General features: G+C 63.0%; 19 protein-coding genes. 6 read left to right on the top strand and 13 right to left on the bottom strand.

What is annotated here, in order from left to right; genetic code table 11:
* Window positions 1-32: 32 nt before the first annotated feature.
* The 4 genes from CEQ44_RS19965 to CEQ44_RS19955 form a co-directional block, all read right to left on the bottom strand.
* A protein-coding gene (locus CEQ44_RS19965; RefSeq protein WP_088190969.1) for an IS5 family transposase occupies window positions 33-799 on the bottom strand; the annotation gives its coding sequence in 2 pieces (ribosomal slippage) (window positions 33-487 and window positions 487-799; 768 coding nt in all).
* Between the two features lie 42 nt (window positions 800-841).
* The gene (locus CEQ44_RS25160) at window positions 842-973 is read right to left on the bottom strand and encodes a hypothetical protein (RefSeq protein WP_256960052.1); all 132 of its coding nucleotides are present in this window, start codon (window positions 971-973) and stop codon (window positions 842-844) included.
* An 82-nt stretch (window positions 974-1055) separates the two neighbouring features.
* Window positions 1056-1853, bottom strand: a complete 798-nt coding sequence (locus CEQ44_RS19960; protein ID WP_088201825.1) for a cache domain-containing protein — start codon at window positions 1851-1853, stop codon at window positions 1056-1058.
* Entirely contained in the window at window positions 1850-2464 is a 615-nt protein-coding gene (locus CEQ44_RS19955; protein WP_088185360.1) for a methylamine utilization protein, read from the bottom strand. The genes CEQ44_RS19960 and CEQ44_RS19955 overlap by 4 nt, the downstream gene beginning before the upstream one ends.
* A gap of 123 nt (window positions 2465-2587) precedes the next feature.
* On the opposite strand from CEQ44_RS19955, the gene CEQ44_RS19950 reads away from it, so the two are divergent.
* The 3 genes from CEQ44_RS19950 (at window position 2588) to CEQ44_RS19940 (ending at window position 4759) form a co-directional block, all read left to right on the top strand.
* Entirely contained in the window at window positions 2588-3457 is an 870-nt protein-coding gene (locus tag CEQ44_RS19950) for a DUF3034 family protein (RefSeq protein WP_088185361.1), read from the top strand.
* Window positions 3458-3468: 11 nt separating this feature from the next.
* Window positions 3469-3942: a group 1 truncated hemoglobin gene (locus CEQ44_RS19945; protein ID WP_176400405.1), complete on the top strand. Its 474-nt coding sequence runs from the start codon at window positions 3469-3471 to the stop codon at window positions 3940-3942.
* A gap of 163 nt (window positions 3943-4105) precedes the next feature.
* Entirely contained in the window at window positions 4106-4759 is a 654-nt protein-coding gene (locus CEQ44_RS19940) for a YjbE family putative metal transport protein (protein ID WP_088185363.1), read from the top strand.
* Window positions 4760-4818: 59 nt separating this feature from the next.
* On the opposite strand, the gene CEQ44_RS19935 is transcribed toward CEQ44_RS19940, so the two are convergent.
* The 3 genes from CEQ44_RS19935 to CEQ44_RS19925 are packed head-to-tail and all read right to left on the bottom strand — an operon-like array spanning window position 4819 to window position 8712.
* On the bottom strand, window positions 4819-6126 hold the full coding sequence (locus CEQ44_RS19935; protein ID WP_088185364.1) for a CitMHS family transporter: 1308 nt from the start codon (window positions 6124-6126) through the stop codon (window positions 4819-4821).
* A 34-nt stretch (window positions 6127-6160) separates the two neighbouring features.
* Window positions 6161-7636, bottom strand: a complete 1476-nt coding sequence (locus tag CEQ44_RS19930) for an OprO/OprP family phosphate-selective porin (protein ID WP_088185365.1) — start codon at window positions 7634-7636, stop codon at window positions 6161-6163.
* Entirely contained in the window at window positions 7633-8712 is a 1080-nt protein-coding gene (locus tag CEQ44_RS19925; protein ID WP_088185366.1) for an ABC transporter substrate-binding protein, read from the bottom strand. The genes CEQ44_RS19930 and CEQ44_RS19925 overlap by 4 nt, the downstream gene beginning before the upstream one ends.
* 107 nt (window positions 8713-8819) lie before the next feature.
* Here CEQ44_RS19925 and CEQ44_RS19920 point away from each other — a divergent pair, with 107 nt between their 5' ends.
* Entirely contained in the window at window positions 8820-9473 is a 654-nt protein-coding gene (locus CEQ44_RS19920; RefSeq protein ID WP_088185367.1) for a response regulator transcription factor, read from the top strand.
* A complete protein-coding gene (locus tag CEQ44_RS19915; RefSeq protein ID WP_088185368.1) occupies window positions 9463-10848 on the top strand; it encodes a sensor histidine kinase in 1386 nt (461 codons plus the stop codon). Before CEQ44_RS19920 ends, CEQ44_RS19915 begins: the two co-directional genes overlap by 11 nt.
* A gap of 10 nt (window positions 10849-10858) precedes the next feature.
* Here the strand turns inward: CEQ44_RS19915 and CEQ44_RS19910 are convergent, their stop codons facing one another.
* From CEQ44_RS19910 to CEQ44_RS24585, 6 genes are all read right to left on the bottom strand, one after another.
* Entirely contained in the window at window positions 10859-11554 is a 696-nt protein-coding gene (locus tag CEQ44_RS19910) for a spermidine synthase (protein ID WP_254913736.1), read from the bottom strand.
* A 30-nt stretch (window positions 11555-11584) separates the two neighbouring features.
* Complete coding sequence (locus tag CEQ44_RS19905; protein WP_088185370.1) at window positions 11585-11794, bottom strand: hypothetical protein; 210 nt, start codon at window positions 11792-11794, stop codon at window positions 11585-11587.
* A 57-nt stretch (window positions 11795-11851) separates the two neighbouring features.
* The gene (locus tag CEQ44_RS24590; RefSeq protein WP_176400406.1) at window positions 11852-11992 is read right to left on the bottom strand and encodes a hypothetical protein; all 141 of its coding nucleotides are present in this window, start codon (window positions 11990-11992) and stop codon (window positions 11852-11854) included.
* 130 nt (window positions 11993-12122) lie between these two features.
* The gene (locus tag CEQ44_RS19900) at window positions 12123-12452 is read right to left on the bottom strand and encodes a DUF6481 family protein (RefSeq protein ID WP_088185371.1); all 330 of its coding nucleotides are present in this window, start codon (window positions 12450-12452) and stop codon (window positions 12123-12125) included.
* 72 nt (window positions 12453-12524) lie between these two features.
* Window positions 12525-12731, bottom strand: coding sequence for a cold-shock protein (locus tag CEQ44_RS19895; protein ID WP_088185401.1), 207 nt, complete (start codon window positions 12729-12731; stop codon window positions 12525-12527).
* A 300-nt stretch (window positions 12732-13031) separates the two neighbouring features.
* Window positions 13032-13211 (bottom strand): hypothetical protein, encoded by a 180-nt coding sequence (locus CEQ44_RS24585; RefSeq protein ID WP_140419422.1) that lies wholly within the window; start codon window positions 13209-13211, stop codon window positions 13032-13034.
* 296 nt (window positions 13212-13507) lie between these two features.
* On the opposite strand from CEQ44_RS24585, the gene CEQ44_RS24580 reads away from it, so the two are divergent.
* Window positions 13508-13858, top strand: a complete 351-nt coding sequence (locus tag CEQ44_RS24580) for a hypothetical protein (protein WP_088185373.1) — start codon at window positions 13508-13510, stop codon at window positions 13856-13858.
* The last annotated feature ends 313 nt before the right edge of the window (window positions 13859-14171 follow it).

The raw sequence follows: 14171 nt of genomic DNA, 5'->3' as shown, positions 1-14171 counted from the left end.
CAGGATGGGCGCATAGCCCTGCAGCGCGCGGGTTAGGCCGTAGACTCATAAGCTCGCAACCACAGACGCATTGATGCGAGCTGGACCATGGCGAGGAAGTTTTCGGCGAGCTTGTCGTATCGGGTGGCGACACGGCGGAAGTGCTTTAGCTTGGAGAAGAAGCGCTCGATCAGGTTGCGCTCCCGATAGAGCCGTTTGCTGAAGCACGGCCTCCATTTTCTATTGGATTTGGCCGGAATGTTTGGCGTGGCACCCTGTTCCTCGATCAGCGTGCGGATGCGGTCGGCATCGTAGGCCTTGTCGGCAAGCACGATCATGTGTGGCCCGAGATGGTCGAGCAGTTCGTCTGCAACTTGCCCGTCATGAGTCTGCCCAGCAGTCAGGCCGAGCCGGATTGGGAGCCCTTGCGCATCGACGACGGCATGGATTTTGGTCGTGAGGCCGCCGCGGGATCGACCGAGACAATGATCTCGATCCCCCTTTTTGCCGTAGCAGCCTGTTGGTGCGCCCGGATGGAAGTGCTGTCGATCATTTGGATTTCACCGTCATACGCGGCGGTGATGGCGTCCATCATCCGGTCCCAGACGCCCACCTTTCGCCAGCGGACAAAGCGGTTGTAGCAGGTGGTGCGAGGCCCATAGCGCTCGGGCAGGTCGCGCCATGGCGCACCAGATCGCAGCACCCAGAATATGCCGTTCAGCACGCGCCGGTCATCGACGCGCGGGACGCCCCTTGGCTTGTTGGGCAACAGCGGCTCAATCACGCGCCATTCGAAGTCGGTCAGATCATATCGGCTCATACCAACGCTGAATCACTGTTCGGCGAAAATGGGAAGGCCTGTTTATTGCCGCCCGACGCTCTGCTCGATGATGTTGCCAATGATAACGAAGGCGATGACGCATCCAAGCAGCCACCATCCTGAGCGCCGCTTCCAACGGTTCAGCAAGATGATTGCTATCGGTAAGCCGATCATGATCGCTACCGCGACCATCAAATCGAAGCTGCTTATCGGCATGAGTCCACCATCACCCGAACCCTACGCCAAACAAATCCGTTCAGCCAAGAGCCATGCACGCTTTTATGAGTTCACGGCCTAGGCTGTATTCCAACACCAACTGTTGCGGCACTGCCTTCACCAAGGCGGGCACCGGACGCGCCCAGCTGAGGATGCGTTCGCCGTCCCGGTCGATGTCCCGCACTTCGGTCCCGCGCCCGACGGCGCTGGTCGATGGCACGAGCTGCGGATGCAGGTCGATAGACGATAGCTGGGCGAGTTGTCGCAGGTCCGCCGGACCCATGTTGCGGGCAAACACCACCCAGCCCATCAGCATCGGCGCGCGCACCGGCGCGGCGGCGACCATGTGGCTCTGGCCGCGCCAGCGCACGATGCCCCGTTCACGGCCGGCATCCAAAGCGTCGAATAGTTGCGTTCGATCCACCGCCGAAAGCGCCTCGTCAGGTCCCGCGACCGTGCCGTCGACGGCTACGAACATGGCATGGTCGATCTTGAACCGCCCCTGCAGGCTCTGCAGCGCCGACCCGATCGTCGCTGCGTCGCTAGTGCCGACCGCTTCGCGAAAGCCAAAGTCGTTGGCTAGTACATTACCAGCCTGCGCCAGCTGGTGAAACTGCATCGCGGCGATCCGGTCGAACAGGGCGCTGCCGACCGTCATTTCGCGGCGGATCTGGCTTTCGGCATAGGATTCGATCGCCTTGCGCGTGCCATATAGCGACAGCATCGACGCTACGGCGAAGAGAGCGCCGTAGAAGAGCGTCATGCGGAATGTGAGCGTCGACTGGAAACGCCAGACGGTGCGCCGCCAGAGCCGCTTGAGAGCCGTGGTGCGGATCATCGACCGCTGCGCAATGTCAGCGGGATGGTCTTACTGGCCGCGCCGCTCGCCGGAACAGGGATGTTGACGACGATTTCATTATCCTTCGCCTTGAGCAGCGGATGCCAGACCGTCACTTGCGCAGTGCCGGTGGCCATGCCGGTCAGGCGCGCAGCGCCGGCTGCGTCGCTCTTGATCGCGAAGGGGGTATCAACGACCTTGATGAAGCCGCTCATCTGGTCGTGGATGTTGCACCCCAGCGCGACCGCGCCCGTCGAGGTGAAGGTGTAGCTGCGCGTTTCATCCTGGCCGAACAGCTTGATCTCGAACTTGGCGGGTTTCGAGAAGGAATAGACGTGGTGGCGCACCTTGTCCTTGTTGGGGAAGCGCACCGTCGTACCGACCGGCACCACCAGCACATGCGGCGCGAACGCGATATTCTGCTGGACCATGGTGGTGGGCCAGGAAAAGCGGATGGGGCCGGGCGGGATGCCGCCTGCAGGACGCACCGTGACCACGGCGTCGGCGACGGGACGCCCCGCCGTATCGACCAGTTTGAGGTTGAGATCGCCCGCCAGCGCAGGCGCGGCCAGACAGGTCAGGGCGAGAGGGACAAGGCGCAGACAATACATGAGGCGCTCTCCTAACCGTTAAGGTTGAACAAATGTTTAGTGCGGAATGGACCGAGTTTTTTGCCACGGTGGCCGCTCCGCCCGGCAAAGCGAATATTAACCATGTAAGGCTATCAGCATGGCATGAACCGATTTTCCTTCTTCGCGCTCGCCGCGCTGGCGGCCGCTCTGCCCGCTGGGCAAGCCATGGCCAAACCGCTCCGTAATGGCGGCAAATTGCTGTTGACAAACGGCATCAGCTCATTGGAGGGAGCGGCCGGCGGCGGCCTGACCCCGTGGGCGGTGATCGCGGGCAATGAGACGGACGAGGGCATCGGCCTGTCCGCGCACGGTACGATCGTCGAGGTCAAGGATTATGACTATCAGAGCGCCGGCGTCGCCATCGGGATACGCGACCGGCTGGAACTGAGTTATACCCATCAGGATTTCAACACGAACGAGATCGGCGCGGCGCTGGGGCTGGGCAAGGATTATGCTTTTTCGCAGGATATCGTCGGTGCCAAGCTGCGCGTCGCGGGTGACCTGGTCTATGATGCGGTGCCGGCGATCGCGGTCGGCATGCAATATAAGAAAAATGGACAGGGCGATATCGTGCGCGCGATCGGCGCGCGCCATGACGAGGGCGTGGATTATTATGCCACGGTCAGTCGGCTGTTCCTGTCCCGCTCCATCCTGCTGTCGGCGACCGCACGCCTGACCAAGGCGAACCAGATGGGCCTGCTGGGCTTTGGCGGCGACAAGAACGGCGATTATGGCGTGGAGTTTGAAGGGTCGGCCGCCTGGCAATTGTCGCGCGGGCTGGCCATTGGCGGCGAGTTTCGCAGCAAGCCGAACAATCTGGGCATCGCGCGGGAGGATGACTGGTTCGACGCCTTCGCCGCCGTGGCGCTTAACCGCAACCTGACCGCGACGGTTGCTTATGTCGATCTTGGCTCGATCGCGACGGTGAAGGGCCAGCGCGGCGTCCTTTTCTCGCTCCAGGCCGCCTTTTAAGGACTATTGCAATGTCGCTGATCCTGTCCCTGCTCCTGCTCCAGGCGACGCCCTACGCCATGCCCGGCGAGGAAAGCGTCGATCCCTATGTCGCCAGCAACGCCAATGCGGGCGCGGCGCCCTTTACCGGCGATGCCATGGCCAAGGCCTTTCATGGCCAGGATGGCATTGGCCGGGTGGTCGATGGCCTGGTGACGCGGGCCTATGCCGATCCGGTCATCGGCGAGATATTTACCAGCCATGACAAGGTCCGGCTGCAGCGGACTCTGGTCGAGCAATTCTGTTACATTCTCAACGCCGGATGCGCCTATAGCGGCCGTGACATGGCCAGTTCGCACAAGGATCTGGGGGTGCAGCGCAAGGATATGAACCGCCTGGTCGAATTGCTGCAACAGGCGATGCGTGAAGAAAAAATTGATTTCCAGGCGCAGAACCGCTTCCTGTCGAAACTGGCGCCGATGCACCATGACGTGGTTGGGCAATAGCGAAAGCGATGGCGCTCTTCGCCTGAAAGGTGCCTGACAGCTTCCTCTTCTAGTCGGTCGCCGGCTCTGCGCGGATGCGCCGGGCCGTGGCTTTCCGATCGAGCAGGCCGTTCGAGGCGGCGGCGACGCCCGGTGTCGCCGCTTCGCTACGGCGAGAGGATTTATGAACGACATCTGGACCCACATCGCCGCGGATTTTTCCAATCTCGGCTCCCCTTCCGCTTTGGCGGCCTTTGGCCAGGTCGTGCTGATCGACATCATGCTGGCGGCGGACAATGCGATCGTCGTCGGCGCGCTGGCCGCGGGCCTGCCGCCCGCGTCACGGCGCAAGGTGATCGCGATCGGCGTGATCGCAGCGCTGGTGCTTCGCATCGCCTTCGCCTTGCTGGTGACGCAACTCATGCAACTGGTCGGGCTGGTGTTCGCCGGTGGCCTGTTGCTGGTGTGGGTCGCGTGGAAAATGTGGCGCGAGCTGCGGTCGGGCGGCGCGGCGGAAGATGGCGAAGATGTTGCGGGGAAGGCCGCGCCGCGCAGCTTCGCCCAGGCCGCCTGGGCGGTCGCCATCGCCGATGTCAGCATGAGCCTGGACAATGTGCTGGCCGTCGCCGGCGCAGCGCGCGACCATCCGGGCATCCTGGTCATCGGGCTGATTTTGTCGGTCGCGTTGATGGGCATAGCGGCCAACCTGCTGGCGCGCGTCATAGAACGCTATCGCGCCATCGCCTATTTCGGCCTGGTCGTGATCCTCTATGTCGCGGGTAAGATGATCTATGAAGGCGCGATTGATCCGGCGACGGGGCTGGTCACGCTTTTCTGACGGGCATTCTCTAAACAAAAGGCGCGCCGTTCCAATGGAACAGCGCGCCTTTTTGCTGTTTATGCAACGAAGGGGAAGGCTAGGGCGATCATGCCAACCAGCGTCATGACGATGCAGACGGCAGCAGCGGGCAGCAGGGTGAAGCGCTGGTGATCGGCAAGGTCGATGCCCGCCAGGCTGACCAGCAGATAGGTCGACGGCACCAGCGGGCTGAGCAGATGGACCGGCTGCCCCATCAGCGAGGCGCGGGCGATCGCCATCGGCTCCACGCCATAATGGGCGCCCGCTTCGGCCAGGATCGGCAACATCCCGAAATAGAATGCGTCGTTGGAGATGAAGAAGGTGAAGGGCATGGACAGCAACGCCGTGATCGGCGCCATATAGGGGCCGAGCGCGGGCGGGATGAAGCCGACGACTTCCTTGCTCATGGCTTCGACCATGCCGGTGCCGCCCAGTATGCCGGTGAAGATGCCCGCGGCGAAGATGAGCGACACGACCGACAGGACATTGCCTGCATGAGCGGCGATCCGCTCCTTTTGCTGGGCGACGCCGGGATAGTTGACGATCATGGCGATGGCGAAGGCGATCATCATCAGCACCGACAGCGGCAGGATGCCCCAGACCAACAGGCCGAGCAGCGCGACCACCAGGGTGGCGTTGAACCAGCGCAGATGCGGGCGGCGCGCTTCAGGATATTGTGACACGCCAAGGTCGGCGATGTCGACCGGTTCGCGCTGCGGCATATGGACGTGGCCCAGGCGTCGCCGCTCCTTGATCCCGAACCAAAAGGCGAGGCCGAGGAGGAAGGCGAGGCCCGCGACCATGCCGGGGATCAGCGGCAGGAACAGGGTAGCGGGATCGAGCTTGAGCGCGCTTGCGGCGCGAGCGGTCGGCCCGCCCCATGGCGTCAGGTTCATGATGCCGCTCGTCGCCATCAGGAGGCAAACGAGGTAGATGCGCTTCATGCCGAACCGCTTGTAGAGCGGCAGTAGCGCGGCGATCGAAATGATATAGGTGGTCGACCCATCGCCATCGAGGCTGACGACCGCGCACAGCACGACCGTTCCCAAGAGGATCAGCAAGGGGTCTCCATGGACGAGGCGAACCAGCCGTCCGACCAGCGGGTCGAACAGGCCAGTGTCCGTCATGGTCGAGAAGAACAGGATGGCAAACAGCAGCATCACGCCGGTCGGCGCAAGATTCTTGATGCCCTCGATCATCATGTCGCCAAGGCCGGCGGCCTGGCCGGCGATGACGCCGAACAGCGAGGGGATGACGATCAGCGCGACCAGCGGCGTCATTTTTTTGGTCATAATCAGCGTCATGAAGGTGGCGACCATCAGGAAGCCGAGCAGGGCAAGGTTCATCGCTACGTCCTTGAAAGGGTAGGAGGAGTCAGGATCAGAAGGTCACGCCGACGCGGGCGGAGATGGTCTGGCCATCGTCGCTGCCGGTATAGGCACCGGCGCGATTGTCGCTGTGCCACTGGATGCCGTTGAGCTGGAAGCGGGTGAAGCTATTGAGATACCAGTTGACCCCGACCGTCGCGGCCCAGCCTTCGCCGCCCAGGACAAGGTCGGTATAATCCAGATTTTCATAGCGCGCGGTCAGTTCAATCGCGCCGGTGCCGCCGTCGAGCACCGGATCGAGCACATTGGGCTGGCCGAAACTGCCCAGGCGCGGGTTGTAGGGCGGCAGTTCGCCGGTCAGGAAGAAGCCGGTGGAGACGCTCCAGGCCTTGCTCGTGAAGTCGGACCGTCCGGCGTCGAGCCGCGCGATCCGCTGCCCGGCCTCGCCCATCACCCAAAGGCCGCCGCTATAGCCGCCCAGTTCGACGCCATAGCCGGTGGTGGATCGGCCGCCCAGCAGTTCGCCTGTGCTCACGCGGACCACGCCGTTGAAGCGCCCGCCGATCACGGTGCTGCGCGTCAACGTCGTGGCGGCCGAGGACAAGGCTTCGTCAAAGCCCCAGGCGCCGACATGCAGCAGCGCGCGATCGGTCTTGATCGGGTTCCAGTGGGCGCGCGCCGACACGGTGCGGCTGTCGTTGGTCGCCTGCTGCCCGTCCACCCGGTCGCCAGTGACAGCGACCGACGCGTGCCAGTTCGGCCCGAACATACGCCCCATGATGCCGATGCCATAGAAGCCGCGCTGCGGGATGATGGCGGTCGATACCGTGCCACGTTCCAGGAAGGGGGTGGAATCGGACCCCGTGCTGCCTTCGAACGCGCGGTCGTTGAACAGGTGGCCGACGCGCACGTCATAATCGACTTTGCTGCTGATCTTGTTGCGCCAGCCCATGAAGGCGGTGACGATGTCGACTTCATTTTCGGAGAAGTCGGTTTCGAACTGGTAGAAGAAATGCGGCCCGACGCCCCCTTCCAGCCCCAGGCGCAGCGCGCGCATGCCCGTCGTTGTGGTGTTGCGGCCGTTATAGCGCGATCCCATGGTGGAACTGACATCCACCAGGATGCGGCCACGCGGCTTGTAGGTGAAGACGCCATCGGCCGAACGGAATACGGGCAGGCCGGCGCCCCATTCGGTCTTGAGGCCGACTTCGTTGGCCGCGATGGCGCGCGCCTGCGCCACGTCGATGTCGGCGGGGCCGGGCGGCACGATCTGCGGCGCAAAGGGGGTGACCACCAGCGGCGGAGCGGCCTGTTGCTGCGCCATTTGTGGCGCAGATGGCGGTGCCGCATTGCGGGCTATGTCCTGCCCTTCCAATTTGTCCAGGCGGGCCTTGAGCGTCGCGATTTCGGCTGCCTGCGCCCGAACCACCGCGGCGAGTTCGTCGGCACTGGGGGTCTGCGCGAGCGCGGGGGTTGTGGCGATCAGCGCCAGCGCGGCGCAACCGCCGCGCAGGAAGGAAGAGGTCATTTCCGTTCGGCTCCAGAGGCGAGGACCGCATGCCATTCGCGCAGGAAGCGCTGTTGTTTCAGGCGATCGAGATTGGCGAGAAGTTGCGGACCGACGCGCACCGGGCGCGCCTGGGCCGCGGGAAGGCGGCGGCCGCGAATATCGGTGCGAACCGGCCAGAGGCTATGCTGGGCGAGCAGGGACTGGCCCTGGCGCGACAGCAGAAAATCGAGGAAGAGTTTCGCTGCGGCGGGATGCCGCGCTTCCCGCGCGATGAAGGCGATGCGCGACATGACGATGGTGTAATCCTGCGGGAAGAAGACGCCGATGCGCGGGTCGCGGCGCGCCCGCTCCAGGGCGTAGGAGCCGATGACATTATAGGCGATCGACAGCCGTCCTTCGGCCACCCCCCGCAACATCGGTTCGGTGGTTATGGCCAGTTGCGGGCGAGTCGCCGCCATCGCCTCCACTAGCGATCGTGTGTCGCGCGTGATCGCATAATCCTGCGTCAGATAGAGATAGCCGGTGTTGGACCGTGCCGGATCAAAGGTCGCGACCTTGCCGGTCAGCACCCTGCGATCCTTGCGCAGCATCGCCTCCAGCGCGGCATGGCTGCGCGGCGGATTGGCGATCGCCTTCTTATTGTAAACATAGGCGATCGGTTCGGCGGTGACGCCAAAGCCCATATTCTTCCAGACTGCGGACGACGGCAGGGCGGGCTTTTCGGGGCTGGCATAGGCCTGCGCGTAGCCATCGTTGATGAGCTTTACCTGCTGGTCCATGGCGGATGACCAGACGAGATCGGCCGACGGCTTGCGCGCGCGGGTTTCGGCGACGAACCGCCGATACATTTCGTTCGAGCCAAGGTCGCCATAGCGCACGGTGACGCCCGGATAGCGGCGCTGGAAGGCGAGGATGACCGGCGTCATTTCCGACCGGTCGGCATTGGCGTAAACGATCAGCTGCCGTTCGGCCTGCGCGGCCGCGATCAGCTGATCATAGGAGCGCGGATAGCCGGCTGGGCGCTCCGCGACCGCCACGGTCGCCGGTGCGGCCAGGCTTGCCAAGGCGGCCATGATCTGAATAACCCTTCGCATCGACTGCTCCTTGCTCTTCCGTTTCTGTCGCCGGATAAATCTGATCGTCAGTTACGAAGCCAAGCTGTCATCAACCTTTCAGCATCAGGTGCCCCATTCGGATTTTGATGATCGAGGACGACGCGGCGTTGGCGCGCAGCATTTCCGCCCTGCTCCGTGTAGGGGGCCATGCCGTCGATCATGTCGCGACCGGCGAGGATGCGTTGGCCGTGGTCGGCAGCGAACCCTATGCGCTCGTCATCCTCGACGTGGGCCTGCCAGACATGGACGGCTTTGCGGTGCTGGCCGAATTGCGGCGGCGGGGCGAAAAGGTGCCCGTCCTGATGCTGACCGCGCGCGACGCGCTGGATGACCGGGTGCGCGGGCTGGACCTGGGCGCTGACGATTATCTGCGCAAGCCCTTCGACCCGGAGGAACTGGAGGCGCGTGTGCGGGCGCTGGGGCGGCGGCGCGGCGGCGATCCGACGCCGGAAATGCGCGTCGGCACGCTGACCATCCACCGCTCCTCCGGCGTAGTGGACGTGGCGGGACGGCCGATCGACCTGCGTCGGCGCGAACTGGCGGTGCTGGAGGCGCTGGCGACGCGCGCGGGGCAGGTGGTGCCGCGCGAATTGCTGATCGGCGAGGTATTCGGTTTCGACGACCCGGTCGGGGGCAACGCGATCGAGGTGCATGTGACGCGGCTGCGCGCCAAGCTGGCGCCCGATGGGCCGGGCATCCGTACGGTGCGGGGCGTAGGCTATATGCTCGATGCCGGCTAAGGGCGCGCGCGCCATTGCGCTGCGCACGCGGTTGCTCGCCGCGATGCTGGGGCCACTGCTGGGCGCCGCGGCGATCATCGGCATCGGCGGCGCGACGCTGATCGCCGATGTGGTGCGCCGGACCAACGACCGGGTGCTGGGCGGCGCGCTGGGCGCGATCGCCGAAACGGTGCAGGTGGAGCGGGGCGAGGTGACGCTGGACCTGCCGCCCGCCGCCTTTGGCATGTTGGAGAATAGCGAGCGCGACAATGTCTATTATCGGATCGCGGTGGGACGTGATTTGCTGACTGGCTATGCCGATCTGCCAGCGCCCGATCCGGCGACGCTGAGCGTGGACCAGCCGCGCTTCCGCTTCGCCCGCTATCGCGACCAGGGTGTCCGCATTGCGGAGGTGAAACGAATGCTGCCCCGAATTGTCCAGCCGGTCATCATCCAGGTCGCCGAAACGCTCGACAATCGCAAGACGCTAGCGGGGCAACTCACCATCGCGCTGTTGCTGGGCGAAGTGGCGCTGGTCGGGGTCGCTGTGCTGCTGCTGCGCCCGGCTTTGGGGTGGAGCCTGCGGCCGCTCGCGCGCCTGCGCCGGTCGGTGGAGGCGCGCGATTCGAGCCTGCGACCCGATTTTTCACCGCTCGACGCAGGGCCGCTACCCAATGAATTGCGGCCGCTCGCCACCGCCTTCGACCATCTGCTGGCGCAGCTCGACAAGGCGACCGGGGGCGTTCGGCGCTTCACCGCCGATGCTTCGCACCAGATGCGCACGCCGCTGTCAGTGCTCAAGGTGCAGGTCGAACTGGCGCGGCGCGGATCGTCCGCCGCGTTGGATGAGATTGCCGACGCGGTGCAGCGGCTGGAACGGCTGGTGACGCAATTGCTGGCGCTTGCCCGCGCCGAAGAGGGGGGCGTGTCGCCGCCTTTGGAGGCGGTGGACCTGAAGGAGGTGAGCAGCGCAGTCATCGGCCGCCTCATCAACCAGGCGATCCAGGCGGGGGTAGAACTCGACCTCGATGCGCAGGACGGCGAAAGTTATCTGGTCCAGGCGCACCGAACGCTGGTGTTCGAAATCATCGCCAACCTGATCGACAATGGCATCCGCTATAATGGGCGCGGCGGCATGGTAACCGTCCTGTTGGCGCGCGAAGCCGACCATGTCCGCCTGACAGTCAGCGACGATGGGCCGGGCATCGCGTCCAAATATCATGACCGGATATTCGAGCGCTTCTTCCGCGCCGCGGGCCTGACCGGAGCAGATGGGACGGGCCTGGGGCTGGCCATCGTCCAGTCCGCCGCTTCGCGCATGGGTGCCAGCGTCAGCATCGCGTCGGATGGACCGGGCACTCGGATCTGCGTCATGTTCAACACGCCCGCCGATTAGGCACGTGCCGTCAATCCTGTCTGGTCGCAAACCAGATGGTGTGGTGGGCGCTTTCGCCGTCGATCACGACCGCAACATAGACCTCTTCGACATCGAAGCGGGCGCGTTCGAGCCGGTCGACGAACGCATCGTCGGGATAGGCCGACCATATGGCCAGAATGCCCTGGGGGCGTAATGCCGCATGCGCCGCACGCAAACCCCAATTGCAATAGAGGCGTTCATTGGCGATGTGGATCAACCCGTCAGGCCCGTTGTCGACGTCCAGCAGAATCGCGTCGTAGCCGGCCGTCTCCTGGTCGATCGCATCATGGACATCGCCCATTTTCAGCGTCACCCTGGGATCGGCCAGATAGTCATGGAACAGGTGGGCCAGCGGCCCTTTCGCCCATTCGACGATCGCGGGGAGCAGTTCCGACACCGTGACGGCGGCGGTTGCGGGCAGGGATTTGAGCGCGGCGCCCAACGTGAAGCCCATGCCCAGCCCGCCGATGAGGATGCGGCTGTCACTTCGCGTGAGCCGCTTGCATGTCAGTATGGCCAGCGCCTCTTCAGACTGGCGGACCTGGTTGCCCATCAATTCCGTGTCGCGAAACCGGATCGAATAATCGTCGCCCCTGCGCAACAAGCGCAGCGTCCCTCCATCAGGAAGGTTGGCGGTGTCGATCAGTTCAACCGGAATCGTCGCAACGTCAGCAGCTAATGCCAAATTCGGCCCCCTCATTGGCGAATATCCGCTTTATTGGGTGGAATATTGGCCAGGCTGCGCTTTGAATATGTCGCGGGCAAAATTGCGCACCGCGGCCGCCGTCTTGAAGGTCTCTTCCTGCAGCTGTGACGAGACCAGCGGATAGCCCTGGCTGTTATAGCGGGTCTCGCGAACGGTCAGCCGGAAATTCCCTTCCTCATCCTTGGTGATCAAAAAGGGGCGAATTTTTTCTCGGCTCATGGATATTCCTTTTATTGTAGGAGGCCCGCATCGGATGGGCCTGAGGGCCTGTGATAGTCAGCCCAGCACGGCCGCGACGATCTGCTTCAATTGGCAGCTCGACAGGGTTGCTGCGGCAGGCGTGGCGGAATGTGCGACCGACCTGCCATAGGGCAGGCGGAGGGCCGGACGGCTGCGGGTTTCGGGTGTGATATGCATATAAAATCCTCGCGGCATGGGCCGCGTTTTGTGTGTAGGCGACAGGTACGGTTCATCCCACAGGGCATGCCGTTGGACATTATCCATGGATTGCCGGCTGTCGGTGCAAGCGCGTCCTGCCTATTCAAGATCAGGCCCGGTTTTTGCGGGCAAGATAGCGCGCATCACGCGCAGATTTGCGTTCGGCTTCGGTCAGTATCGGCTTGTGGCGTGCGGCGCTTGCCGCTGCGAAATCGAGGGCCAGCGCTTTTTTGGCGGCCTTCTCTTCTTTCACCGCCAAAAGGGCGTTCTGACGCTTTTCGCGCGTGGCCGCTTCCTTTGCAAGCCGACGTTCGGCGCGTTCGGCCGCGGCGGCCGCATCGACCGGGGGCTTGTCACGCAGTTGGTCAAGAACCGCGGTCCGGGCGCGCGCAGCCGCAGCAATGCGCTCCTGAAACTGTGGCTCTCTATATCTTTTCATGCAGTATATTATCCTGTCTCAAGCACGTGCCGAAAGTGGCCGGGCGGCATTGGCCGCCCGGCGCACGAATCTTCAAGCAGCCTGAATGTTGACCGCCGAGGTCTTGCCGCGCTGATCCTTCTCCAGATCATAAGTGACGCGCTGGTCCTTTTCGAGCGTGCGCAGGCCTGCACGCTCAACGGCGGAAATATGTACGAAGGCGTCGTCGCCGCCCGTTTCGGGGGCAATGAAACCATAGCCCTTGTCGGCGTTGAAGAATTTGACGGTTCCGGTGATCATAACGAAGTCTCCTTGTCGCAGGTACACGGGCACACGCGACAATTCGCGCATCCCGGCTTTGAGAGGCAAAAATGGGGACAAAGGAAATCCGAACCGGCCCGATATCCGTCAAAACGCGACGTTCAGCAAAATCTGTATAGCACAGATTGACCCGATTTCAAAACGAGGGATCGCGCCAGACGGCGCAAACGCAACAAATATGAAATCAGATCAGATTGTTAACCATGAATCGGTGGCCTGTTCGGCAGCATGGGCGGTTGTGCTTTCATACCATGACGGCGCCAGCATGGCGACGAGGCATCATGTTTCATCGGTCCGCAATTTCACTTTGTTCGGCAGTTTCTTTCCCTTGGTGCGGCGGGAGGGAATTTGCACGGGATTCTTTTTCTTCCAAGCCGCCCATGTCATGGGGCCTTCGGGCGTATTGATAATCTCATCGTCCATTGCCGAAAAACCTCCTGCCACGGGATTGGTTGCCAAGCGATACTATGGTTGCCGCCCGGCGGAAGCGGGAATGTCAGCCCCTGTTTGGTTGGCGGCTGCCGCTTCCTATAGATGGTGTGACTCACTGCGTCATGATCGGGCCCACATGATGGCCGTATGCCGTCAGCGTCTCATTCTCCATTCGCAATCACGCAGTGGTCAGAAAAAAGGAGGATCGGCTTGATCGCTACGCCGCTCTCCGAATCGCGGAAGGCGTCATTGATGCTTTCGAAAGGATGGAAGCGGATCAGTTGGTCGAAAGGGAATCGCCCCGATAGATGCAGCGCGACTAGGTGCGGGATGAAGGTCTTCGGACCGGCGTCGCCCTCCACGATCCGCGCACCGCGCGGCCTGCGATCGCTCGTAGTTGCGGTCGCGCTGAGCGCGATCAGCGGCGCTATCTGCGCAGGATCGCGGTCGTAAAGGCGGAGGACGATCGGGCTATCCGGCAGGCGATCGCCGATCCCATCACGCCCATGTCGATGACCGCAAGGTGCACATTGTCTGTCCCTTACGGAAGCGTGCTCGACGATGTGCAGGCCGATATCAACGGTCGATGGGGCCGGGGTGGCGTCGCTGGCGAGCAGGTCGACCAGCGCGCGGAATCCTTAGTTTTACGGATCGACAATATGAAAACATCGTAGGATTCTCAGGCCAACGCCCACGGCGGCAGGGAAAAACCGGATAAGTTGGGCCTATTTTAGCGATTCATATCATTTTTGCGCTAATGGATCAGCGGCTATTGCGTGTTTTTTTGAACACAATAGCCGCTGATCCATTCTAGCCGCTCAGAGATCGCGGTCCAGCGGCTGCTAGGGCAGCGGGCTGTTCAAACGGCACGTCTCCTGCGACGATCTCTAACACACCTCCTTGCACGCCATCAGCCCTTCAAACTGAAAAGGCAGCACTTAGCGTGGCGGGGGGGATGGCTTCCGCGCTGCGTTATTCATCCGCCGA

This window comes from Sphingobium sp. Z007 (assembly GCF_900013425.1).
Classification (GTDB): domain Bacteria; phylum Pseudomonadota; class Alphaproteobacteria; order Sphingomonadales; family Sphingomonadaceae; genus Sphingobium.
Note: the sequence above shows the minus strand (reverse complement) of the source record. Positions and strands in the feature narration are given on the sequence as shown.

Excerpts from the sequence above, each read along its gene's own strand:
- CEQ44_RS25160 (WP_256960052.1), bottom strand. The coding sequence starts at position 973 with ATGATCGGCTTACCGATAGCAATCATCTTGCTGAACCGTTGGAAGCGG.
- CEQ44_RS19960 (WP_088201825.1), bottom strand. The coding sequence starts at position 1,853 with ATGATCCGCACCACGGCTCTCAAGCGGCTCTGGCGGCGCACCGTCTGG.
- CEQ44_RS19955 (WP_088185360.1), bottom strand. The coding sequence starts at position 2,464 with ATGTATTGTCTGCGCCTTGTCCCTCTCGCCCTGACCTGTCTGGCCGCG.
- CEQ44_RS19950 (WP_088185361.1), top strand. The coding sequence starts at position 2,588 with ATGAACCGATTTTCCTTCTTCGCGCTCGCCGCGCTGGCGGCCGCTCTG.
- CEQ44_RS19945 (WP_176400405.1), top strand. The coding sequence starts at position 3,469 with ATGTCGCTGATCCTGTCCCTGCTCCTGCTCCAGGCGACGCCCTACGCC.
- CEQ44_RS19940 (WP_088185363.1), top strand. The coding sequence starts at position 4,106 with ATGAACGACATCTGGACCCACATCGCCGCGGATTTTTCCAATCTCGGC.
- CEQ44_RS19935 (WP_088185364.1), bottom strand. The coding sequence starts at position 6,126 with ATGAACCTTGCCCTGCTCGGCTTCCTGATGGTCGCCACCTTCATGACG.
- CEQ44_RS19930 (WP_088185365.1), bottom strand. The coding sequence starts at position 7,636 with ATGACCTCTTCCTTCCTGCGCGGCGGTTGCGCCGCGCTGGCGCTGATC.
- CEQ44_RS19925 (WP_088185366.1), bottom strand. The coding sequence starts at position 8,712 with ATGCGAAGGGTTATTCAGATCATGGCCGCCTTGGCAAGCCTGGCCGCA.
- CEQ44_RS19920 (WP_088185367.1), top strand. The coding sequence starts at position 8,820 with ATGATCGAGGACGACGCGGCGTTGGCGCGCAGCATTTCCGCCCTGCTC.
- CEQ44_RS19915 (WP_088185368.1), top strand. The coding sequence starts at position 9,463 with ATGCCGGCTAAGGGCGCGCGCGCCATTGCGCTGCGCACGCGGTTGCTC.
- CEQ44_RS19905 (WP_088185370.1), bottom strand. The coding sequence starts at position 11,794 with ATGAGCCGAGAAAAAATTCGCCCCTTTTTGATCACCAAGGATGAGGAA.
- CEQ44_RS24590 (WP_176400406.1), bottom strand. The coding sequence starts at position 11,992 with ATGCATATCACACCCGAAACCCGCAGCCGTCCGGCCCTCCGCCTGCCC.
- CEQ44_RS19900 (WP_088185371.1), bottom strand. The coding sequence starts at position 12,452 with ATGAAAAGATATAGAGAGCCACAGTTTCAGGAGCGCATTGCTGCGGCT.
- CEQ44_RS19895 (WP_088185401.1), bottom strand. The coding sequence starts at position 12,731 with ATGATCACCGGAACCGTCAAATTCTTCAACGCCGACAAGGGCTATGGT.